This is a genomic window from Myroides sp. C15-4 (genome assembly GCF_050522745.1).
Lineage (GTDB): Bacteria > Bacteroidota > Bacteroidia > Flavobacteriales > Flavobacteriaceae > Flavobacterium.
The window spans coordinates 39,122-61,994 of sequence record NZ_JBMVQX010000011.1; the positions used below are offsets into that span (position 1 = coordinate 39,122).

The window sequence follows — 22,873 nt, forward strand, 5'->3', positions numbered from 1 at the left end:
GTGGAATGTCATGAGAACAATGAAGTATGAGCGCAGTAATTTGCATAAAATAGCAGCAGATTTTCAAGGTTTAGATCAAATGATTAAAATGCTTCCTGTATTAAAGAAGATGCCTATTATCGATGTGAGTGAGGCGTTGTCTTTGATGGATACCAAAGAATTATTTGTCATTTTGAGGGAATTTCCATTGGAACATCAAGCTGAAATATTTGCAGCCTTTCCTTTGGTAAAACAACTTTCCATTTTTCAGCAGTTGAGTATGAAGCGCTTTGCTCGATTATTTGAGCAAATGCCCTCAGAAGATCGCGCTGATTTATTCCAGATTTTAACTCAACAAGAACAAATTGATCTGTTGCCTTTTTTGACTAAACAAGTCCGAGAAAATGTATTGGCTTTGAGTTCCTATCCTGAAGATACTGCAGGGGGAATCATGAGTACCGATTTTGCTACTGTATCGAAAGATATGACCTGTTTTGAAGCCATTCACAAAGTAAGACAAGATGCACCATCTAAAAAGACAATTTACTATATCTATGTGGTGAATGAAGATCAAACGCTATTGGGATTTATCACCTTGAAAGATTTAATTATTGCCGAACCTCATCAATTGGTTGAAGAAGAATTACACCGCGATTTTGTTTTTGGTTATGTCGATGAAGATAGCGAAGTAGTGGCGGCCAAGATTGACAAGTACGAATTGGTGGCACTGCCCATTCTCAATCGAAAAAAACAAGTGGTCGGTATTGTTACCCATGATGATGCACTGGATATTATTCAGGCGGAACACACGGAAGATATGCAAAAGTTTATGGGGGTGATGGGAAGCAGTGAAGATGCAGATTATGCAGAAACTTCTATTGTAGGACACTTTAAAAAACGCGTGTTTTGGCTGGTAACCTTAGCCATTGTAGGGTTAGTTTCGGGTTTAATCATTCACAATTTTGAAGGAGCCCTTGCTCAAATGGTTATTCTCGCCTTGTATATGCCAATGGTGGCAGATTCAGGAGGCAATGCAGGTAGTCAATCCGCAACGGTTGTCGTACGTGCTTTGGCTTTGGGGCAAATAACGGTCAAGTCGTGGATGAGTGTGTTGTGGAAAGAAATGAGAATTGCGCTTTTATTGGCCCTGTGTTTAGGTTTACTCGCTTTTGGCAAAGTCGTTTTTCTTAGTTGGGAAACGGAAACTCCAGCAACATTTACGCTGTGGGCAATTGGTGGTGTAATCGCAGTAGCCTTGTTTTTACAAGTTGTTTTTTCTACTGTCATTGGAGCTGCTTTACCCTTACTCGTTAAAAAAATGGGAGCTGATCCTGCAGTTGTAGCAAGCCCCGCAATTCGAACGATCGTCAATATTATTGGCTTATTACTCTACTTTGGATTAGCTGCTTATATTTTCGATTTGCATTAGTAAAACAAAGGCGTTTCAAACGCTATAAAAATAAACAAAATGAAAAAATGGCGTTTCCGCTGTGATTTAACCCCCTATGGATAAGGGATAATTATTTTAATTGTTAAATAAACGTAATGTTTTATTTTTATATTTAAAAATATGGGGTAAAATTTCGTAAATTAAGAGAATATTAGAACGTAAAAATTTAAAACAATCATAATGGCAAAAAAAGTACAAATAGCAGGAGTTTTGAGCTTGAGTATCTTATTGAGTTTTTGCTCTGAAAAGAAGGAACAAACCAGTGATGTTGCACAATACCAAGTGAATAATCAAGTGATTTCCTTAACAGAAAATTCAAATCTGAAAAGCAGAATTAAAGTCGCGGAAGTCGCAGAAGAAGACTTCACGTTTGATCTAGTAACTGCGGGTTTAGTAAAAGCCATACCAAACCATTATGCGGAAATCGCTTCTCCCTTCTCCGGAAGAATTGTCAAATCATTTATCAAATTGGGGCAAAAAGTAGGTGTAAATCAACCTTTGTTTGAGGTATCTTCTCCTGATTATTTCGAAGCACAAAAAGATTACTTTGATTCTAAACAAGAATATAAACAAGCGTCTTTAAACCTAAAAAGACAAGCGGATTTGTTGGAAAATGGCGTTGGAGTTCGCCAAGAGTATGAGGAAGCAGAAACTGAAAATTCGATAGCTAAAGCGGCATTTGACAATGCAACAGCAGCCATCAAGATATACAATGTACAACCGGGATCTTTGGCTTTAGGACAACCGCTTATTGTTCGCTCACCCATTGAAGGGGAGATTTTAGAAAACAATATTGTACTAGGGCAATACATCAATGACGATGCAGATCCCGTAGTAAAAATTGCAGCATTAAACAAAATATGGATTGTGGGAAAAGTGAAAGAAAAAGATATCCAACACTTAACCAAATTGAATAAAGTGCAAATTGAATTGGCAGCCTATCCTGATCAACCGATTGTGGGAACGATCTATCATGTAAATGAAATTGTAGATGAAGAAACGAGAAGTATAGATGTTTTAATCGAGGCAGACAATAACAACCGCATTTTAAAACCAGGTATGTATGTGAATGTGCGTTTTATCGACCAACCTGAAAAAGTAATCCTAGTGCCTTCACGTGCTGTTTTACAAGGAGAAGACGATTCTTTTGTCTTTGTGGAGGTAGCGCCAAATGAATACACCCGTAAAAATGTTGTCATTGGAGGGGTTTCTGGCAATCAAACTGTTATCTTATCTGGTTTAGAAAAAGGAGATAAAGTAGTGAGTGAAGGAGGTATTTATTTACCACAACTGTAGTAATCCAATAAAACAGCAAAAAATGAAAAAATCAATAATAGATACAGCTATACACAAAAGATGGCTTGTTGCTGCTTTGTTTGGCTTACTGTGTATTTTTGGGTATTATTCATGGAAACAACTTTCTATTGAAGCCTATCCAGATATTGCAGATACAACCTCTCAAGTAGTTACACAAGTACCAGGTTTAGCAGCAGAAGAAATTGAATTGCAAATTACCATTCCGATTGAGCGTGCGCTAAACGGAATGCCAGGTATGCACGTGATGCGTAGTAATAGTACCTTCGGACTCTCGATGATTACCATCGTTTTTGAAGATGGAGTAGACGATTACTTTGCCCGTCAACGTATCCAAGAACGACTCAATGGCGTGGAATTGCCCTATGATGCCATTCCCGAATTAGACCCGTTAACCTCGCCAATCGGAGAAGTATACCGCTATATTATCGAAGGAGATGGCTATAGTTTACGCGAGCTAACGGATATTCAGAACTTTATTATTATTCCTAAACTGAATCAAGTTTCAGGTGTAGCTGAGGTAACCAATTTTGGAGGAATCACCACACAATTTCAAATTGAATTAGATCCACATAAATTAGAACAATACGACCTTTCACTAAGTGATGTTACAGAAACCATTGAAGAAAACAACGTTAATTCAGGAGGAAGTGTACTTACCCGTGGAGATTTGGGCTATGTAGTACGTGGAATTGGATTGGTAAAAGATTTAGAAGATTTAGGGAAAATCGTCGTAAAAGCCGAAAATGGAATTCCTATTTTCTTAAAAGATTTAGGTCGATTAAAATATGGAAATGTAGAGCGCAAAGGTATTTTAGGCTATTCGGATAAAGAGCGCAATTACTCTGACAGTATTGAGGGAATTGTACTCTTGTTAAAAGGAGAGAATCCTTCTATTGTACTAGAAAAAATTCACCAATATGTCGATGAATTAAATAATGAACTATTGCCAGAAGGGGTGAAGATTCATACCTTCCTAGACCGTACAGAATTAGTAGACACGACGTTACATACCGTATCGACGACTTTAATTGAAGGGATTAGTTTAGTTATCATCGTATTGATTGTTTTCTTAGGTAGTTGGAGAGGGGCGTTATTGGTAGCAATTACCATTCCTGTATCCCTGTTATTTGCCTTTATTTTGATGCATTTTACAGATATTCCTGCCAACTTATTATCATTAGGAGCCATTGATTTTGGTATTATTGTCGATGGAGCCATTGTAATGATGGAATCCATCCTCAAGAAACGGGAAGACAATCCGGAGGAGGAACTCAAGGAAAAATCCATTGCCCAACGAACCAAAGAAGTGGCAAAACCAGTATTCTTCGCTACGATTATTATTATCACAGCCTATTTACCGCTATTTGCTTTTGAGCGCGTTGAGAAGAAACTGTTTACCCCAATGGCTTTTACCGTTGGATTTGCTTTACTCGGAGCGCTTTTGGTTGCCTTGTTCTTAATCCCAGGATTAGCCTATGCTGTGTATAAAAAGCCGCGAAAAATATACCACAACAAATGGTTGGAAAAACTAACAACCTTGTATCATAATCGCATTGAGAAGATTATGAAAAAGCCAAAACAAGTCTTCTTACCTATTTTAGTTGTATTGGCAATTACCATTGGATTGACTGCTAAGGTTGGAAAAGATTTCTTACCGCCTCTGGATGAAGGATCCATTTGGTTACAAGTAACGTTGCCACCGGGAATTTCGTTGGAGAAATCCAAAGAAATGAGTGATACGTTGAGAGCGCGTACCATGAAATATGAGGAAGTAACTTACGTTATGGTTCAAGCAGGGAGAAATGACGATGGAACGGATCCTTTTACTCCTTCTCATTTCGAGTGTTCAATCGGAATTAAACCGTATAAAGAATGGCCAAGAGGCAAAACGAAAAACGATTTAATCGAAGAGTTAGCAGCAGAATATGAGTCTTTACCTGGATTTACGGTTGGTTTTGCTCAACCGATGATCGATGGAGTAATGGATAAAATTTCAGGGGCGCACAGTGAGCTAGTAGTCAAAGTATATGGAGAGGATTTTCACGAAACTAGACGCATCGCCAATGAGGTGTTAGGTACGTTGAAAACAGTAGATGGAGCAGTAGATTTAGCCATTGACCAAGAACCACCTTTACCGCAATTGCAAATCCATGCAAATCGAGATAAAATAGCACAATACGGATTGAATGTTGCTGATGTAGCTGAGCTCATTGAAGTAGCGATCGGAGGAAAGGCCATTTCGCAAATCTTTATTGGAAATAAGGTATACGATATCAGTGCACGTTATACAGAAGAAAGTAGAAATACTCCAGAAAAGATTGCCAATTTGATGTTGACGTCAAGTACAGGAGCAAAAATACCGCTATCTCAAGTGGCCGATGTCAAGACAAGTACAGGTGAAAGTACGATTACACGTGAGATGAACAGACGTCATTTGACTGTAAAATTGAATGTGCGTAATCGCGATTTAGGGTCTTTATTGAAAGAAGCGCAGCAAAAAATTGAGGAGAACATCACCTATGATCACAACAAGTTCCACATTGAGTGGGGAGGACAGTTTGAAAACCAGCACCGTGCATACAATCGTTTAGCGATCATCGTGCCGTTGACCTTGTGTTTGATGTTTGTCTTACTCTATGGTGCTTTTGGGCAATTTAGACAGGCAGGGTTGTTGATGGTTGTTGTGCCTCTGGCCCTTTTTGGTGGAATGTTAGCCTTGAATATCAGAGGGATGTCTTTGAATGTATCCTCTGCGGTTGGATTTATTGCACTATTTGGTGTAGCCATTCAAAATGGAGTGATTATGATTTCCCATATCAATGATTTGCGAAAACGAGGACATGCGTTGCTAGAAGCCGTGTTGCTTGGAGCAGAACAGCGATTCAGACCCGTATTAATGACGGCAACAGTAGCTATTTTGGGCTTGTTTCCAGCCTCTATGGCAACGGGAATCGGTTCAGATGTGCAACGTCCTCTAGCGACAGTGATCGTTTATGGTCTATTGTTCGCCACGATTTTAACGCTTTTCGTATTGCCTGCTTTATACTATCTCGTAGAGCGCAAATGGGGGAAAGACAGTGACTTTGTCAAAGTAGAAGAAACAGAAGAAAACTAACATGGAGATGAATATGTTTAAAAAATATATCAGTATAAGTGTTATGTCTATAATGTGTAGCGGTGTTTTGTATGCTCAAGATGGGCATACAGAGCAAGCTACAAATAAACAAACGCTTACATACAAGGAGTTTCTATCTAAGATGATAGAAAATAACTTAGGCTATGCAGCAGAGAAATACAACATCAATATAGCAGAAGCAGAAGTGCAAGCCGCTAAAGCATTTCCAGATCCAGAGTTGAGTTTTGGTTGGGCAGATAACCAACAAAAGCGCATGCAAATGGGGTATGGATTTGAAGCCGAGTTGTCTTGGGATTTAGAGTTAGGAGGCAAGCGAAAAGCAAGAAAAAACTTAGCTCATGATCAAAAGGTATTAGCTGAACTAGAATTGCAAGAGTTCTTTCACACCTTACGCGCAGAATCGACCCTTGCTTTTTTAGAAGCGATGCAAAACAAAATGCTGTACGATATTCAAAAAGACTCCTACGAATCCATGTTGCAAGTAGCCAAGTCAGATAGTATTCGCTATTCACTTGGACAAATCAGCAAAGTTGATGCTATCCAGAGTAAGTTGGAAGCTAAGTCGATGTTAAATGATTTGCAAGATGCTGATGATACATGGGAGAATAGTTTAATGGAAGTGCGCAACATCATCAGTGCTTATCGCGTTGATACGGTGTATCTACCAACAGGTGATTTCAGTCAGTTTGTTCGCTTGTTTGCCCTAGAAGATTTGATTGTAACGGCTCAAAATAACCGAGCGGATTATTTAGTTGCTCAACAAAATAAAGTGGTGGCAGGTAGACAAGTTGCTCTAGCACGAGCAGAGCGCGTCATCGATTTAGGGTTAAATATTGGTGTTGAAAATAATTCCTTCGTTAAAAATGCTGTTGCACCCACTCCGGGAAATACGGTGGTAAAAGCAGGAGTTTCGGTTCCTTTAAAATTTTCTAACCGCCGTGAGGCAGGCTTGAAAACCGCTTTGTATGAAGAAAGACAAGCGGAGCTAGAATACGACATCATTGAACTAGAATTGGAGAAAGAAATTAACCAAGCCTATCGCAATTACTTGACCAAACAAAAGCAAATCCAACGTTTTGAAAACGGAATGCTAGAGGAAGCTAAACAAGTATTTGAAGGAATCAAATACAGCTATCAACGAGGTGCAAGTAGTTTATTAGAAGTGTTGGATGCACAACGCACCTATAACGAAACCCAACAAGCTTATGCCGAAACCTTATTTGGTTATGCAGAGTCTTTGGTGGAGTTAGAGAAAGCGGTTGGAATTTGGGATATTGATTTTTAAGAAGAAGGAGTATGAAACACATTATATTCAGTTTACTAGTATTAACTGGGCTTTCTGTGAAAGCGCAGGACCTCAAGGAAGATCTAAAAGGAAAAACTTCTTTTAGTGTAAAAGCAGGATGGCTACAGTCTACGTTAAAAGGGGATGACGTGAAGGACTTGGCAGTAGATGGTAAAATAGATCACCGCAATGCCCTTTTTGTAGGGGTAAGTGTAGATAATAGCATCGGAACGTATTTTGGGTTGAAACACGAACTGTATTACCAAAATTATGGGGCAAAGTTCAAACGCGAATTAGAGGAGCATATGTTTGATGCTACGTTGGAGATGCATAGCTTGCGTCTGAATCCCATCAGTCCAACGTTTAAAGTTGGAGGCTTACAGGTTTATGCAGGACCCTATATCAATATGTTGCTGTATTCGTCAATTACATCCGTAGACGAAAATGGAAAAACCTATAAAGATCACGGTATTTTCGGATCAACAGAAGATGATCAAGAAGACAGTAAATACCTGCAAAAAATGGATTATGGAGTTACTGCTGGGATTGAGTACCAGTTTAAATTTGGCTTACTTGTTGGGGCACAATATACTAGAGGATTCGCCACTATTTTCGATAACTCCAATACATTTGGGGTAGAAGAAAATACTGGAGCTAATGACTTTAAAATATACAATCAGAATTTTGGTGTTTATGTAGGCTACCGTTTTTAGATCAATCGGAATCAAGTGAAATAAATAAAATTGCTTATGAAACAGAAAAAGGAAACCCTCAAGGTTTCCTTTTTCTGTTTTTCGTTGCATTGATTTTGAATCCTTTTTTTCTCTTGCATATCCGCGTGAACCTCACAACGAGCAAACCGCGCAAAAAACCTTACAACAATTCCTTAATTTCCGATAATTTCTTGATGGATTTGAAATTCTCATGCACCACAGCATGATCGATGTGCTCGTGTAACCAGGTGGTGTGAAAAGGCACATGAACAGCATGACCGCCTAAAGCTAATACAGGTAAAACATCGGAGCGAAGTGAATTGCCAATCATGATAAATTCTTCTGCTTGGATGTCGAGTCGCTTGAGCAATTTTTCATAATCGACTTCTTCTTTATCTGTCATGACTTCAATATGGTGAAAATAGGGACCTAGTCCCGATTTGTGTAACTTGCGGTGCTGATCTTTTAAGTCGCCTTTTGTTGCAACGACCAAACGGTATTTGCCTTGTAGTTCTTGAAGAATTTCTTCTACATCGTCAATCAACTCCACGGGTTTGGTTAGGAGCTCTTTTCCTATTTTGACTATCTTATCAATAAGTTTAATGTTTAGTGTTCCCTTGGAGATAATTTCTGCCGCTTCAATCATCGAAAGGGTAAAACCTTTGATTCCGTAGCCATAAAGAGGTAAGTTATCTACTTGTGTTTTGAAGAGAATTTGTGAAATACTTTGGTGGGTTAAGTAATCTTCCATTAAAATACAAAACTGTTGTTCTGCATCTCTAAAAAAAGGTTCATTAATCCAAAGGGTATCGTCTGCATCAAATGCAACCACTTTAATTTTGTTCATATTGCGTTGTTATATTTACCCTAAAGATAAGTAAAGATCAGACGAGCACCTGAGCGACAAGCAAATTTTTGTACTTAGTTAGAAAGAAGTTATACATCTTTGCGTATTCGGCTTAGGCTCACTTGGGTAATACCCAAATAAGACGCAATGTACTTTAAAGGCACACGTTGAATGATAGTCGGAAAATTGGCGATTAACTCTTTATATCGCTCGGTTGCAGAGAGCAAATCACGAGAGATGATGCGTTTTTCTACGCGCATCAGCTCTTTTTCTGCTAATTTTCGCCCAAAGTTCGCAATGTGGATATCCGTGAGGTAATGTTGACTTAATTCCTTGAAATTCACCTGATACAACTCACAGTCGACCAAGAGTTCAATACTCTCATAGCTCTTTCGGTTTTCTACATAGTTCTTCATCGATAGGATAGTACTGCCTTCTTCCCCAAACCAAAAGGTGATCTCGCCTTCTTCATGAATGGAAAATGCACGCACAACCCCTTGCTTTATAAAGTAGATATTGTGCTCAATGCGATCCGCTTCAAGTAAGACATGCCCCTTAGGCAGATGGATCTCACTACACAAAGACTTTAACGCAGTGAGTGACGGTTCAGGTAAGGGATAAATAGCGGTGAGAATCTGTTCGATATCCATGGTGTACGAAATGAAAAGGACTACGTCCAACAGATACAAAGATAAGGTATTCTACTAGAAAGGTAAATGTTGGTCGAAAAACAAGTACATTTAATTTCTTTTAAAGTTAAAGGAATAATTATTGATATTTAATGTTGAGGTAATATGAAATTAATGCAAAAAGGCTTTATTTGTCAAAATGATATGCGCTGTGCTGTGTAATATGCTAACAAACTTTAAGACAGGATTTATTTTCTATGTTGAATGACTTTAATAGCTTTGTTAAACCCTATTAATTACTTAAATAACACCCAAATAAATAATTTAAAATGAATGTAAAGTCAACGGTACTTACAGCAATGAGCTGCTTATTTTCACTGGCTATTCTAGCAAGTGAGAAGATAGAAAAACCAAAACTAGTGGTGGGCCTTGTTGTGGATCAAATGAGATGGGATTACTTATATCGCTACTATGATCGCTACAGCGACAATGGATTTAAACGATTACTAAACGAAGGTTTCTCGAGTGAAAATACATTGATCGACTATGTTCCGACGTATACAGCTATTGGACACAGTACAATTTATACGGGAAGTGTGCCTGCTATTCACGGGATTGCAGGAAATGATTTTATTATCCAAGCCACAGGACAAAATATGTACTGTACACAAGATGACAGTGTGCAAGCCGTTGGTGGTGAGGGAAAAGTGGGACAACAATCACCTAAAAACCTATTGGTATCTACTGTTACAGATCAGTTGAAATTAGCAACTAATTTTCAATCGAAAGTAATCGGAATTGCTATTAAAGATCGCGGTGGTATTTTACCTGCTGGGCATTTTGCCAATGCAGCCTATTGGTTAGATGGTAAAACAGGGGATTGGATTACGAGTACCTACTATATGAATGACTTGCCAAAATGGGTCAAGGGATTCAACAAAGAAAAATTAGCAGACAAATACTATAAAGAAGGATGGAATACGCTATACCCTATCAATACCTATGTGTTGAGTACAGCGGATGACAATGCATATGAAGAGCCATTCAAAGGGGAGAAAGCTCCAACATTTCCACGTGATTTAGTGAAATTGAAGAAGGAAAATGGATATGAACTTATTAAGAGTACACCACAGGGAAATACCTTAACGCTTGATTTTGCTAAACGCGCGATCGAAAGTGAAAAATTGGGAAATAACCCAGCAAATGTAACAGATTTCTTAGCGGTGAGTTTGTCGTCAACGGATTATATTGGACATCAATTTGCGATTAACTCCATCGAAATTGAAGATACCTATTTGCGTTTAGATCGCGATATCGCTGATTTCTTACTGTATTTAGACCAAACAATCGGAAAGGGAAATTATACGTTGTTCTTGAGTGCAGACCATGGAGCAGCACATAATCCAAAGTTTTTTGCCGATCAGAAAGGGAATTCAGGTTACTTTGATACCAAGGTGATTCGCCAGGAGTTAAATGACAAATTAGAAGCGAAATTTGGCGTAGCAGGTTTGGTAAAAAGCTTAGCGAACTACCAAGTGCACTTGAATTATGAAGTACTTGAATCAAGTAAAGTGGAAGAAGAGGATGTGATTGAAGCGGCAATTAAATTATTGAAAAAAGTAGAAGGTGTGGCTTTTGTTGTGGATATGCAAGAAGCCGCTACTGCTGCAGTACCGCAAATGCTTAGAGAACGCATTGTCAACGGATACAATTACAAGCGAAGTGGAGCCATTCAACTAATTCTAGAGCCTCAGTGGTTCAGTGGTTCAAAAGATGGAAAAGGAACCACCCACGGAAGTTGGAATTCGTATGATGCTCATATCCCTGCCGTATTCTTAGGATGGGGAGTGAAACCAGGAAAAACAACCCGTCAAACGCATATGACAGATATAGCGCCAACCTTAGCGCAAATCTTGAAAATTGAGTTTCCAAATGGAAATATAGGAACACCAATTTACGAAGCAATTGAACAGTAAGAAAAAGAAAACGTCTTAAGTTTTAAACTTAAGACGTTTTCTTTTTTATCCATACGCAATTTTTGTTTGAGAAATAAGAATTATGTTTAGCTTTGGGCATACAAAATGTACTATTTATGAAAAAAAGATACCTCTTGTTTGGTTTTATATTTTCCATGAGTGGAGTTTTACACGCTCAATATAAAACGCTTACAAAAACAGATGCCAATGGTTTTACTTATGAATATGTAGAAAATGACCCTACCAAAGCTAGAATTTATACATTAAATAATGGATTAAAGGTTTATTTAGCACAAAATCACGATGAACCAAGAATCCAAACGTATATTCCTGTTCGTACGGGATCTAACAATGATCCAGAAGACAATACAGGATTAGCGCACTACTTAGAGCATATGTTGTTCAAGGGAACATCGAAATTAGGAACGGTTAATTGGGAAGTTGAACAAGGCCTAATTAAGCAAATTTCTGATCTGTATGAACAGCATAAAAATGAAACAAATCCAGAGAAGAAAAAAGCGATTTACAAACGCATTGATGAGATTTCTAAAGAAGCCTCTCAATATGCTGTTGCGAATGAGTATGACAAATCCGTCGCTTCTATCGGAGCAACAGGAACAAACGCGCACACTTGGTTTGATGAAACCGTATACAAAAACGCAATTCCTTCTAATGAGTTAGAGAAATTCTTAATCATTGAAAAAGAGCGTTTTTCTCAATTGGTATTGCGTTTATTTCACACAGAATTAGAAGCAGTATACGAAGAGTTTAACCGTGGTCAAGACAATGATTTCTGGGCCTCTCATGAAAAAATGATGAAGTTGTTATTTCCAACGACACATTATGGTACACAAACGACAATCGGTACGTCTGAACACTTGAAGAATCCTTCTATGGTCGCTATCCACAATTATTTCGATCAATACTATGTACCGAATAATATTGCGGTTGTATTGGTTGGAGATATCCAGTTTGATGAGACCATTCAAATGGTAAATAAGTATTTCGGTTCCATGACAAAAGGAGTACAACCGAAAGAATATGTGGCTGTTGAACAACCCATCCAAGGAGTTAAAATTGGCGAAGTATTCAGCCCACAGGCAGAACGCGTAGAAATGGGATTCCGTTTAGGAGGAGCAAAAACACAGGATGCTCTTTATGTAACGATGATTGATATGCTATTGACCAACGGTCAAGCAGGGTTAATCGACTTAGATATCAACCAAAAACAAAAGGCATTATATGCAGGTAGTTCACCAATGATCATGAAAGATTATTCGGTTCACCAATTAACAGGGATGCCAAATGAAGGACAAACCCTAGAAGAGGTGAGAGACCTTCTATTGGAACAAATAGAGAAAATTAAAAAAGGAGATTTTGACGAGTGGTTGCTACAAGCTGTAATCAATGAGTTGAGAAAGAACTCAATGCAAGCATTGGAGCATAATGATGCCATGGCAACAGAAATGTACCAAGCGTTTATCCAAGGTAGAACATGGGAAGATGCAGTGAGTGAAATTGACCGCATGGAGCAAATCACCAAAGCCGATATCATTCGCTTCGCCAATGAAAACTATAAAGATAACTACGCAATTATCTACAAACGCCAAGGAGAAAACAAAGATTTAGTTCGCGTAGAAAATCCTGGAATCACACCAATCGACCTAAATAGAGATAGTGAATCAGATTTCTATAAAGCGTTAAATCAAGTGGCTGTTAAGGATATCCAACCAGAGTTTATCGATTTCAATAAAGCACTGAAAAGAGAAAAAATTGGAAAAATAAATACTACGTTATACAGTATTGAAAATGTAACCAATGACTTGGCGACGGTAACCTACATCACACCTGTAGGATCAGATCACGATAAGAAATTGAACCTAGCTTTAGAATATTTAGATTACATCGGAACAAACAAGTACTCTCCAGCAGATATTCGCAAGGAATTCTACAAACTAGGCGTGGAATATTCATTGAATACAGGAATAGATAAATCGTATATCACCATTTCGGGATTAAAAGAAAATATCCCTGCGGGAATTAAATTGCTAGAGCACTTAGTAACAGATGCAAAAGCAGATCAAGAATCGTATGAGAACTTAGTCGATCAAATCTTGAAATCTCGTTTTGATGCGAAGTCAAGCAAAGGAGGAATTCAACGTGCGTTGAATAGCTATATTATGTCTGGAAATCAGTTGAGCCGATTTAAAGATATTTTGAGCGAAGCAGAATTAAAAGCGATACAACCTACAGAATTGGTGGGGTTATTACATAATTTCTTCGACTATAACCAAGAAGTATTCTACTACGGAAATGATTTAGCAACAGTGAAAAAAGCAATTGTAGCGAATCACAACTTAGGAAAAGGAAAAATGACACCAGTGAAGAAAGTATATGCAGAACCAGCTACGGATGGAACAGTGTATTTTGCTCCTTATGACATGGTACAAGCTGAAATTTCGTACCGCGGTAGAGAATCTAAATTCGATAAAAATCTATTAGCTACTTCAAGTGTATTCAATAGCTACTTTGGTGGAGGAATGGCTTCTGTTGTTTTCCAAGAAATTAGAGAGTCTAAATCATTGGCTTATTCAGCTTATGCTGCGTATGCAAATGCTGGAAAATTAGATAAATACAACTACGTTATGGCTTATGTAGGTACACAAGCGAACAAATTGCCACAAGCCGTTGATGCTATGATGGAGTTGATGAATGATATGCCGCAAGCGCAAAATCAATTCGAAAATGCGAAAAATTCAGCCTTGAAGAACATCGCAACACAACGCTATACAAAAGCACAGATTTTCTACTACTGGTTAGGATTACAAGAAAGAGGAATCAACTACGATATCAACAAAGATATTTACAAACAAACGCAAGACATGCAAATGTCTGACTTAGTAAACTTCTTTAACCAACATGTAAAAGGAAAAACGTTTAACGTAGGTCTATTAGGTAAAAAAGAAAACTTAGATTGGGAAGCCGTTAAAAAGTTCGGTACAATCAAAGAATTAACGTTAGAAGACTTATTTGGATATTAATAAAAAAAGCCAGCTCATCGAGCTGGCTTTTTTGGTTTACAGTTGACAGTTCACAGTTTTTACAAAGAACAAACCGTGCAAAGAACAAAAAACAATTCTCGCCTCTTATTCCATCAAATCAATTCCCGCTAGATACTCCAGCGCTTTCTTAATTGATTTAACCTGATCAAAAGAAAGCATTAAGCGCAGTCCGTTTTTCGTTTCTTTTTCTCGCATTTTACACAAGTGACTACTCTGCTGTACGAAGGTCAATACTTGTCTAAACTTAGGTGAGGTATAGTAGCCTGATTTTTGGTCTCCGATAAAATAGCATACCATTTTTCCTTGCTTTAGAATCACTTTCTCTATACCGAGGTTACTAGCATGCCATTTGATGCGCAAACTGTCTAAGAGAGCAATAGCTTGCCTTGGAAGTGGTCCAAAACGGTCAATGAGACGTTGTTCATATTCTTTTAATCCCGTTTCAGTGGTTATGGCGCTTAACTCATTGTATAGATTTAAGCGTTCTGTAATATTGTTGACGTATTCATCAGGGAATAGAATTTCGAAATCGGTATCGATTTGACAATCGCGGACAAATACTTTCTTTTCTTCTTTTGTTTCTGTTGCATAGAGGTCTTTGAATTCATTTTCTTTCAATTCTTCAATGGCTTCTTGCATAATCTTTTGGTAGGTTTCAAAGCCAATTTCATTGATAAAACCACTTTGTTCACCTCCTAATATATCTCCTGCCCCTCGAATCTCCAAGTCTTTCATGGCGATGTTGAATCCACTGCCAAGGTCGCTGAATTGCTCCAAGGCTTGAATGCGCTTACGCGCTTCCTCCGTCATCGCGGAATACGGTGGACAAATGAAGTAACAAAAGGCCTTTTTATTGCTTCGACCCACGCGTCCACGCATTTGATGTAAATCGGACAAACCAAAATTGTTGGCGTTGTTGATTAAAATGGTATTGGCATTGGGCACGTCTAACCCACTTTCAATAATTGTTGTGGCTACCAGTACATCAAACTCCCCATCCATAAAGGCTAACATGAGTTCCTCCAATTTTTTGCCCTCCATTTGACCATGTCCTACTCCCACTTTAGCATCGGGAACCAAGCGCTGAATCATACCAGCAACTTCGCGTATATTCTCAATGCGATTATTGATGAAATACACCTGTCCGCCGCGCTCTAATTCGTAAGCAACTGCATCGCGTATAATTTCTTCATTAAAACCGACAACATTGGTTTCGATGGGGTATCGGTTGGGTGGGGGTGTTGTAATAACGGATAAATCACGGGCTGCCATGAGCGAAAACTGTAGCGTTCTCGGAATTGGCGTTGCCGTTAAGGTAAGTGTATCTACATTTTCAGAAATCGTCTTCAATTTATCTTTTACTGCTACACCAAATTTTTGTTCCTCATCGATAATGAGTAAACCTAAATCTTTGAAAACGACGTTTTTATTTACTAATTGATGGGTTCCAATAAGGATGTCAATTTGCCCTGCTTCCAAATCGCGTAAAATATCGCTCTTTTGTTTTGCCGTTCGGAATCGATTGATATAGCTCACGCGAACAGGCATATCCTTTAAGCGCTCAGCAAACGTTTTGAAATGTTGGAAGGCCAAGATCGTTGTCGGGACGAGAATGGCTACCTGTTTGCCGTTATCCACCATTTTAAAGGCCGCTCGAATGGCAACCTCCGTTTTTCCAAAGCCAACATCCCCACAAACTAAACGATCCATTGGTCGATCCAGCTCCATATCGGCTTTTACTTCTTGTGTCGCTTTTAATTGATCTGGTGTATCCTCATAGATAAACGAACTCTCTAATTCGTGTTGTAAGTAACTGTCAGGAGCACAAGCAAAACCTTTTTGCGTTCGACGTTTAGCGTAAAGCTGAATCAAATTGAACGCAATGTGTTTAACACGTGCTTTCGTTTTTGTTTTTAAATTTTTCCAAGCCGATGATCCCAATTTGTGTATTTTGGGAATCGCTCCATCTTTGCCATTGTATTTGGCTATCTTGTGTAGGGAATGGATACTCACATAGACAATATCATTGTCTGCGTAAACTAATTTAATTGCTTCTTGGGTTTTGTTCTCTACTTGAATCTTCTGTAAGCCACCAAACTTTCCAATTCCGTGGTCAATATGCGTTACATAATCACCAACACTCAAGGAATTGATCTCTTTGAGGGTGATGGTTTGCTTTTTCGTATAGCCGTTTTTTAACGTAAACTTGTGGTAGCGTTCGAAAATTTGGTGATCCGTATAGCACGCAATTTGCTTCTCTTCATCAATAAAACCCTCGTAGATAGGTAAAACGATGGTTTTATATTGCTGTACGACTTGGTTTTGATTTTCATCGCGAATCGCATCAAAAATATCTTTGAATCGCCTCGCTTGGTTTTCATTCGCACAGTATAAGTAATTGGTATAGCCCGCATCAGAATTGTCATTCAAATTGCGCACTAATAAGTCAAATTGCTTATTGAATGACGGTTGAGGTTTGGTGTGAAAAACGTAGGTTTTGCTCGGGTTAATAGGATGACTATCTGTTAGTTCAATATAGTTGAATAGCTCTGCTTGACGTAAAAATACGTCACCATTTAAAAACATTTCGTTGGGATTCGAATATTTGAGCTCTTTGTTTAATTTCTCAAAGATAGCCCCTGCTTTTTCAAAATTGCGATTCAATTGATCGACAATAAAAGCCGTATTTTGAGCGAAGATAACCGTTTTTTCAGCGATGTATTCTAAGAAACTCTCTCTTGTTTCAGCGGTAAATTTATTTTCAACATTGGGAATAATGGTGATTTTTTTCTGCTTATCCACCGAGAGTTGTGTCTCTACATCAAAGGTTCGAATACTGTCGATTTCATCGCCAAAAAACTCAAGGCGATACGGATTGTCATTAGAGAATGAAAATACGTCAATAATTCCACCGCGAACGGAAAATTCTCCTGGTTCAGCAACAAAATCTACGCGCTTAAAGTTGTATTCAAATAGGGTTTCATTGACAAAATCAATCGATAATTGATCGCCAATTTGCACTTTTAGGGTGTTTTTTTCTAATACTTTTTTCGTGACTACTTTCTCAAAGATCGCTTCGGCATAGGAGACAATAATCGCTGGTTTTTTGCGAGAGCTAATGCGGTTAAGCACCTCGGCGCGTAGTAATACATTGGCATTGTCTGTTTCTTCAATTTGATAAGGTCGGCGATAAGACCCAGGATAAAACAACACATCTTGTTTGTTGATGAAGTGTTCTAAGTCATTGAGGTAATAGGCCGCTTCTTCCTTGTCGTTAAAAATCAATAAGAAAGGAAGTTCGGATTGTCGGAATAAACTTTCCATTTGAAAGGATAGTGCTGATCCAACAAGACCTTTGAAAAGTAGCGATTGTCGACTATTTAATAAATCATGTACGACCTGTTTGGTCTGTATAGCTTCATTAAAATATTGTTTTATTTCCATAAATTATTGTTCTTCTTCAGGGTTGGCTCTTCGCGTTTCATTTCTCAATTCTTCCATTTCCTCTAGCATAGCGTCTTCACCTTCTTGTTTAGCATAATTTTGACGCATTAAGTTTTCCTCCATCATGCGGACAATATCATCTAGGCTGATTTGAATATTATCAAGCCATTCATCGACTTTTTCTACATTGATTGGATCTAATTCAATGTACATTTCTAAATTTTGAAAAGCAGTAAGTAAGGTGGTATAGCGCGTTTGTATATCTGGGGTATCCAATGGAGCAGGATAGGCTTGATAAGTCAAGTTTTGTGCAATCTCAGTTAATGTAGCAGCTTTTTTCTGAAATGCGCCAATCGAAGATACTGGACGTAGTTTTACCTCGTTGATCAGGTTGCTCCACGGCTTCCATTCTTCTAAAATAGGAGTCAACTCTTTGGATGTTTTGGGAACTTTAAACTTCCATTCCTTCATCAAATGGCTGAATACACTATCATTGTACTGCTGTAATTTTGTTTGTTCTACTTGATTTTGGTCAGTTTCTTTTTTACAAGAGGCTAGGCTCAAACCAATAACTAGAAGCAGAATTATCCCAATATTTTTCATATGCTTGAATTTCAAACCTCAAATTTACGAATGTTATTGAATTTATTTGACTTGCTTTGCGATAAACCATAGCGAATTACACCTGTATAATTTAATTAGTAGGGTAGAAATTAGTTGTTAAGTGATAGAAATGTCCATTTTTACATTGATTTATTGTTTGGCAACGGCTATATTTGTGCAACTAAATACAAAACAAATGGGAACCAAAATATTAATTATTGGAGCTTGTGGACAAATTGGCTCTGAACTTACGCTAAAGTTACGTGGGATCTATGGAAATGAGAATGTTATCGCTTCGGATATTCGAGAAGGAAATGAAGCAATAATGAGTTCAGGACCCTTTGAAATTGTAAACGCGATGGAGTTTGATGCGGTTGCTCAAGCAGTTGAAAAGCATCAAGTAGACGAAGTGTATCTGATGGCCGCTTTACTATCAGCAACAGCAGAAAAAAATCCAGCTTTTGCATGGGATTTGAATATGAATTCATTGTTTCACGTGCTCAACTTAGCGAAAGAAGGTAAGATTAAAAAAGTATTTTGGCCTTCCTCAATTGCTGTATTTGGTCCTACTACACCAAGAGAAAATACACCACAATATACGGTCATGGAGCCAAGTACGGTGTATGGAATTTCCAAACAAACAGGAGAACGTTGGTGTGAGTACTACTTTAATAAATATGGAGTAGATGTACGTAGCATTCGTTACCCAGGTTTGATTTCATGGACAACACCTCCAGGTGGTGGAACGACAGATTATGCAGTTGATATTTTCTATAAAGCTATTGAAGACAAACATTACGATTGTTTCCTTTCTGAAAAAACAGGATTGCCTATGATGTATATGGATGACGCTTTAGATGCTACAGTTGGGATCATGCAAGCCCCTAGAGAGGCAGTAAAAATTCGCTCTTCGTATAATTTAGGCGGTATTTCGTTTACGCCAGAAGAAATTGCTGCTGAAATTACCAAGCACATTCCTGATTTTACCATTGCATACGAACCAGATTTCCGTCAAGCTATTGCAGATAGCTGGCCTGCAAGTATTGATGATAGCAGTGCCCAACAAGATTGGAACTGGAAACACAAGTATGACTTAGGGGCAATGACAGAAGTAATGCTTGAAAACTTAACGAAAGTTTTAAAAAAATAAAACAACTCCCTTTTTAGGAAGTCAGTAAAAATAACAATACAGCAGTAGACGAAAGTTTGCTGCTGTTTTTTTTTGCTTTTACGTTTTTTATTCAGAAAGAGAATCATCCAAAAAAACGCACAAAAAAAAGCCCTATTTTTTTCTCAGTCTTTTAAAAACTAAGTTGTATAAAGAAAGTACGATAAAGACGAAACCTAGTAGAATAACGAGGTTACTCACTGTTGTATTGATGACTTGAAGTGCTTTTAGGATCAAGCTCAACGCAAAGAGAATTAATCCAATTGTCAACAATTTTGCATTTTTATCCATGGGTATATGATTTGATTGCTGCAAAGATAAACCTTATATTGGAAGGAACCCTTGTTGATTTTTAGTTGAGGTGCAGAATATTTTTCTGTGCTTGTGTTTTTTTGACGCTTAAAAAAAGAAATTATCTTTTTTTGTGTAATTAATGCGATTAGTTTCGATGATATTGTAAATTTATAAGAGAAAAAAAGTTGATATGAAAAAAGAGATAGAAAATACCATTGAAAAAGCGCAGGCTGTCTTTGTGGATTGGCGTGCTATGTCTATTGAAGATCGCATCGTTTATCTTGGAAAAGTAAAAGAAAAACTCTTGGCAAACAAAGAGCGTTATGGCGCTATGATTACCCAAGATATGTTTAAACCTATTAGTCAATCCATAGCAGAAGTGGAAAAAAGCGCCACATTGATCGACTACTACATCGAAGAAGGCAGGGCTATTTTACAAGGGAGAACTATTGAAACCCGTTGGTCAGAAACGTATATCGTACACGATCCGATGGGGGTGATTTTGGGTGTGATGCCTTGGAATTTTCCCTTTTGGCAAGTGTTTCGCTTTGCCATTCCTACCTTATTAGCTGGAAATACTGTGCTTTTAAAGCATGCAAGCAATGTGCCCTTATCGGCACAAGCATTAGAATCCTGTTTTGCTATTCCTGGATATGAACAAGTGTATTTTAATTTGGCTATTCCTGGAAGTGAAGTAGAGGAGGTCATTGCGCATCCCGCAGTCAAAGGAGTATCACTAACAGGGAGTGAGCCAGCGGGAAGTGCAGTAGCACAAAAAGCGGGAAGTTTGATTAAGCCTGTACTCTTGGAACTAGGGGGAAGTAATGCCTTTATCGTCACAGAAGATGTCGATCTCGATGCGATTATTCCCGTTGCAGTCAATGCGCGTTTTCAAAATACAGGTCAAAGCTGTATCGCAGCCAAGCGTTTTTTAGTACATCAATCCCTTGTAGAAGCATTTACTTTGCGTTTGGCTGAGGAAGCCCAGCAGTTTAAGCAGGGGGACTTAATGCATCCCGATACAAGGATAGGGCTTATGGCACGTAAAGATCTCGCAATTGAGCTTGAAACCCTCTTAAATGAATCGGTGGCTATGGGTGCGCGTGTCATTTGTGGCGGTAAACGCGATAAAAACTGGTTTGAACCTACCGTTGTAACAGATGTCACGGATCAAATGCCTGTCTTTACCCAAGAAACCTTTGGTCCTTTAGCCGTTGTTGTCGGATTTGATACCCTAGCAGAAGCCGTAGCCTTGAGTAATGATTCTCGTTTTGGTTTAGGCGTTTCTATTTTTGGCAATGACAAGGAGGAGTTAAAGCGCTGGATCCATCATTTTGACGATGGCGCAGTGTTTATTAATGAAATGGTGATTTCTGATCCTCGTGTGCCATTTGGTGGAGCGAAATTTTCAGGTATAGGCAGAGAGATGTCTGTAGAAGGCTTGTTGGCCTTCGTCAATAAAAAAACAGTTGTAATTAAATAGCGTAATATACGGTTTAGTCTATGAATGAATGGGTGGATACCTTTGTGGAATTTTGGACGGCAATTGAATTTGTCGATGTTATTGAGTTCTTTGGAACGATTGCCTTTGCCATCTCGGGTATCCGATTAGCCTCTGCAAAGAGTGTGGATTGGTTTGGCGCTTTTGTTGTTGGATTTGTAACAGCTACAGGAGGCGGTACTTTGAGGGATTTACTCCTAGGGGTAACGCCCTTTTGGATGCTCAATAGCGTGTATGTGTGGTGTACCATTATTGCCATGATGCTCGTTATTGTCTTTCCACAAAAATTGATTCGATTAAATAATACCTTTCTTTGGTTCGATAGCATTGGTTTGGGGTTGTTTGTCGTTGTTGGAACGGAGAAGACTATGTCGTTGGGTTATCCGTTTTGGGTGGTTATGATCATGGCCACTGTTACGGGGGTAGTTGGTGGGATGATACGCGATATCTTGATCAATGAGATTCCAGCAATCTTTAGACAAGAATGGTATGCCTTAGCCTGTATTTTTGGGGTGATTATCTACTATATCCTACAGGGAATCGGGTTTGATCCGAAAATTGTGCAAATTTCTACAGCAGTTTCAGTTTTTGTAATTCGTTTGATAGCAACTCGTTATCGTTTAGGACTGCCAACATTGAAGGGTGAAAGCTGAAAAAAGTGAGTTTTTTTATAGAAAATATTTGTAAAAAGCAGAAAACGCACTATATTTGCATCGCAATAAAGGTAACACACCTTCCTCCTTAGCTCAGTTGGTTAGAGCATCTGACTGTTAATCAGAGGGTCCTTGGTTCGAGCCCAAGAGGGGGAGCAAAGCAAAAGCTTTAAACGTGTAACCTTTAGGTAGGTATAAAATACCTTCCTCCTTAGCTCAGTTGGTTAGAGCATCTGACTGTTAATCAGAGGGTCCTTGGTTCGAGCCCAAGAGGGGGAGCAAAGCAAAAGCTTTAAACGTGTAACCTTTAGGTAGGTATAAAATACCTTCCTCCTTAGCTCAGTTGGTTAGAGCATCTGACTGTTAATCAGAGGGTCCTTGGTTCGAGCCCAAGAGGGGGAGCAATAAAAAAGCCTTACAAGATTTCTTGTAAGGCTTTTTTAGTTTACTGTAAAACCGTAAGCTGTAAACCGTAAACTAAAAAAGCCCGATTCGTAAGAATCGGGCTTTTTTTATGTGTTTATAGCTAATTAGTTAGCTAAAATAATAATCTTGTTATCACTTAATTCAACCGTACCCATGTTGATAGGTAAGTGGTAAGTATCGTTACTAACTTTAACGAACTTGGAATTAAATGGCTCTTTAATAGAAATGTTATTTCCTGTAAACTTCACGTTACCTTTCGTTAATAATGAAACGATAGCGGCGTGATTGTTTAGCATTTGAAACTCACCATTAACACCTGGAACCGATACAGAAGTAACTTCTCCAGCGAATAATGTAGCTTCAGGTGATACAATTTCTAATCTCATAATA

Annotated in this window: 16 protein-coding genes and 3 tRNA genes; 13 read left to right on the forward strand and 6 right to left on the reverse strand. The window is 38.4% G+C overall.

Annotation, left to right across the window (positions count from 1 at the left end; all coding sequences use genetic code 11):
- Positions 1–10: 10 nt before the first annotated feature.
- From mgtE to ACPDHL_RS07150, 5 genes are all read left to right on the forward strand, one after another.
- Positions 11–1,408, forward strand: a complete 1,398-nt coding sequence (mgtE, locus tag ACPDHL_RS07130) for a magnesium transporter (protein WP_430532088.1) — start codon at positions 11–13, stop codon at positions 1,406–1,408.
- A 201-nt stretch (positions 1,409–1,609) separates the two neighbouring features.
- Positions 1,610–2,725 carry an efflux RND transporter periplasmic adaptor subunit gene (locus ACPDHL_RS07135; RefSeq protein WP_430532089.1) on the forward strand — a complete coding sequence of 372 codons (1,116 nt, stop codon included), beginning with the start codon at positions 1,610–1,612 and terminating at the stop codon, positions 2,723–2,725.
- Positions 2,726–2,747: 22 nt separating this feature from the next.
- Positions 2,748–5,861 carry an efflux RND transporter permease subunit gene (locus tag ACPDHL_RS07140; RefSeq protein WP_430532090.1) on the forward strand — a complete coding sequence of 1,038 codons (3,114 nt, stop codon included), beginning with the start codon at positions 2,748–2,750 and terminating at the stop codon, positions 5,859–5,861.
- A 43-nt stretch (positions 5,862–5,904) separates the two neighbouring features.
- Positions 5,905–7,167: a TolC family protein gene (locus ACPDHL_RS07145; RefSeq protein ID WP_430532091.1), complete on the forward strand. Its 1,263-nt coding sequence runs from the start codon at positions 5,905–5,907 to the stop codon at positions 7,165–7,167.
- A gap of 11 nt (positions 7,168–7,178) precedes the next feature.
- Entirely contained in the window at positions 7,179–7,880 is a 702-nt protein-coding gene (locus ACPDHL_RS07150; protein ID WP_430532092.1) for an outer membrane beta-barrel protein, read from the forward strand.
- A 160-nt stretch (positions 7,881–8,040) separates the two neighbouring features.
- On the opposite strand, the gene ACPDHL_RS07155 is transcribed toward ACPDHL_RS07150, so the two are convergent.
- Entirely contained in the window at positions 8,041–8,727 is a 687-nt protein-coding gene (locus tag ACPDHL_RS07155) for an HAD family hydrolase (protein ID WP_430532093.1), read from the reverse strand.
- Between the two features lie 89 nt (positions 8,728–8,816).
- Positions 8,817–9,377 (reverse strand): Crp/Fnr family transcriptional regulator, encoded by a 561-nt coding sequence (locus ACPDHL_RS07160; RefSeq protein ID WP_430532094.1) that lies wholly within the window; start codon positions 9,375–9,377, stop codon positions 8,817–8,819.
- 308 nt (positions 9,378–9,685) lie between these two features.
- Between ACPDHL_RS07160 and pafA the strand changes: the two genes are divergently transcribed.
- Together pafA and ACPDHL_RS07170 are read left to right on the forward strand one after the other, a co-directional pair.
- The gene (gene pafA, locus ACPDHL_RS07165; protein ID WP_430532095.1) at positions 9,686–11,332 is read left to right on the forward strand and encodes an alkaline phosphatase PafA; all 1,647 of its coding nucleotides are present in this window, start codon (positions 9,686–9,688) and stop codon (positions 11,330–11,332) included.
- 116 nt (positions 11,333–11,448) lie between these two features.
- Entirely contained in the window at positions 11,449–14,373 is a 2,925-nt protein-coding gene (locus ACPDHL_RS07170; RefSeq protein ID WP_430532096.1) for a M16 family metallopeptidase, read from the forward strand.
- A 105-nt stretch (positions 14,374–14,478) separates the two neighbouring features.
- On the opposite strand, the gene mfd is transcribed toward ACPDHL_RS07170, so the two are convergent.
- Together mfd and ACPDHL_RS07180 are read right to left on the reverse strand one after the other, a co-directional pair.
- Positions 14,479–17,838: a transcription-repair coupling factor gene (mfd, locus tag ACPDHL_RS07175; protein ID WP_430532097.1), complete on the reverse strand. Its 3,360-nt coding sequence runs from the start codon at positions 17,836–17,838 to the stop codon at positions 14,479–14,481.
- 3 nt (positions 17,839–17,841) lie between these two features.
- On the reverse strand, positions 17,842–18,441 hold the full coding sequence (locus ACPDHL_RS07180; protein ID WP_430532098.1) for a hypothetical protein: 600 nt from the start codon (positions 18,439–18,441) through the stop codon (positions 17,842–17,844).
- A 196-nt stretch (positions 18,442–18,637) separates the two neighbouring features.
- On the opposite strand from ACPDHL_RS07180, the gene ACPDHL_RS07185 reads away from it, so the two are divergent.
- Complete coding sequence (locus ACPDHL_RS07185) at positions 18,638–19,591, forward strand: NAD-dependent epimerase/dehydratase family protein (RefSeq protein ID WP_430532099.1); 954 nt, start codon at positions 18,638–18,640, stop codon at positions 19,589–19,591.
- A gap of 132 nt (positions 19,592–19,723) precedes the next feature.
- On the opposite strand, the gene ACPDHL_RS07190 is transcribed toward ACPDHL_RS07185, so the two are convergent.
- On the reverse strand, positions 19,724–19,900 hold the full coding sequence (locus ACPDHL_RS07190; protein WP_430532100.1) for a hypothetical protein: 177 nt from the start codon (positions 19,898–19,900) through the stop codon (positions 19,724–19,726).
- Between the two features lie 193 nt (positions 19,901–20,093).
- Here ACPDHL_RS07190 and ACPDHL_RS07195 point away from each other — a divergent pair, with 193 nt between their 5' ends.
- From ACPDHL_RS07195 to ACPDHL_RS07215, 5 genes are all read left to right on the forward strand, one after another.
- Positions 20,094–21,386 carry an aldehyde dehydrogenase family protein gene (locus ACPDHL_RS07195; RefSeq protein WP_430532101.1) on the forward strand — a complete coding sequence of 431 codons (1,293 nt, stop codon included), beginning with the start codon at positions 20,094–20,096 and terminating at the stop codon, positions 21,384–21,386.
- 20 nt (positions 21,387–21,406) lie between these two features.
- Complete coding sequence (locus tag ACPDHL_RS07200) at positions 21,407–22,057, forward strand: trimeric intracellular cation channel family protein (protein WP_430532102.1); 651 nt, start codon at positions 21,407–21,409, stop codon at positions 22,055–22,057.
- 82 nt (positions 22,058–22,139) lie between these two features.
- Positions 22,140–22,213 (forward strand) — tRNA-Asn (locus ACPDHL_RS07205).
- Between the two features lie 49 nt (positions 22,214–22,262).
- Positions 22,263–22,336 (forward strand) — tRNA-Asn (locus ACPDHL_RS07210).
- A gap of 49 nt (positions 22,337–22,385) precedes the next feature.
- Positions 22,386–22,459: transfer RNA gene (locus ACPDHL_RS07215), tRNA-Asn, on the forward strand.
- A 128-nt stretch (positions 22,460–22,587) separates the two neighbouring features.
- Here ACPDHL_RS07215 and ACPDHL_RS07220 read toward each other — a convergent pair.
- A complete protein-coding gene (locus ACPDHL_RS07220; protein WP_430532103.1) occupies positions 22,588–22,869 on the reverse strand; it encodes a F0F1 ATP synthase subunit epsilon in 282 nt (93 codons plus the stop codon).
- Between the last annotated feature and the right edge of the window lie 4 nt (positions 22,870–22,873).

Excerpts from the sequence above, each read along its gene's own strand:
- mgtE (WP_430532088.1), top strand. The coding sequence starts at position 11 with ATGAGAACAATGAAGTATGAGCGCAGTAATTTGCATAAAATAGCAGCA.
- ACPDHL_RS07135 (WP_430532089.1), top strand. The coding sequence starts at position 1,610 with ATGGCAAAAAAAGTACAAATAGCAGGAGTTTTGAGCTTGAGTATCTTA.
- ACPDHL_RS07140 (WP_430532090.1), top strand. The coding sequence starts at position 2,748 with ATGAAAAAATCAATAATAGATACAGCTATACACAAAAGATGGCTTGTT.
- ACPDHL_RS07145 (WP_430532091.1), top strand. The coding sequence starts at position 5,905 with ATGTCTATAATGTGTAGCGGTGTTTTGTATGCTCAAGATGGGCATACA.
- ACPDHL_RS07150 (WP_430532092.1), top strand. The coding sequence starts at position 7,179 with ATGAAACACATTATATTCAGTTTACTAGTATTAACTGGGCTTTCTGTG.
- ACPDHL_RS07155 (WP_430532093.1), bottom strand. The coding sequence starts at position 8,727 with ATGAACAAAATTAAAGTGGTTGCATTTGATGCAGACGATACCCTTTGG.
- ACPDHL_RS07160 (WP_430532094.1), bottom strand. The coding sequence starts at position 9,377 with ATGGATATCGAACAGATTCTCACCGCTATTTATCCCTTACCTGAACCG.
- pafA (WP_430532095.1), top strand. The coding sequence starts at position 9,686 with ATGAATGTAAAGTCAACGGTACTTACAGCAATGAGCTGCTTATTTTCA.
- ACPDHL_RS07170 (WP_430532096.1), top strand. The coding sequence starts at position 11,449 with ATGAAAAAAAGATACCTCTTGTTTGGTTTTATATTTTCCATGAGTGGA.
- mfd (WP_430532097.1), bottom strand. The coding sequence starts at position 17,838 with ATGGAAATAAAACAATATTTTAATGAAGCTATACAGACCAAACAGGTC.
- ACPDHL_RS07180 (WP_430532098.1), bottom strand. The coding sequence starts at position 18,441 with ATGAAAAATATTGGGATAATTCTGCTTCTAGTTATTGGTTTGAGCCTA.
- ACPDHL_RS07185 (WP_430532099.1), top strand. The coding sequence starts at position 18,638 with ATGGGAACCAAAATATTAATTATTGGAGCTTGTGGACAAATTGGCTCT.
- ACPDHL_RS07190 (WP_430532100.1), bottom strand. The coding sequence starts at position 19,900 with ATGGATAAAAATGCAAAATTGTTGACAATTGGATTAATTCTCTTTGCG.
- ACPDHL_RS07195 (WP_430532101.1), top strand. The coding sequence starts at position 20,094 with ATGAAAAAAGAGATAGAAAATACCATTGAAAAAGCGCAGGCTGTCTTT.
- ACPDHL_RS07200 (WP_430532102.1), top strand. The coding sequence starts at position 21,407 with ATGAATGAATGGGTGGATACCTTTGTGGAATTTTGGACGGCAATTGAA.
- ACPDHL_RS07220 (WP_430532103.1), bottom strand. The coding sequence starts at position 22,869 with ATGAGATTAGAAATTGTATCACCTGAAGCTACATTATTCGCTGGAGAA.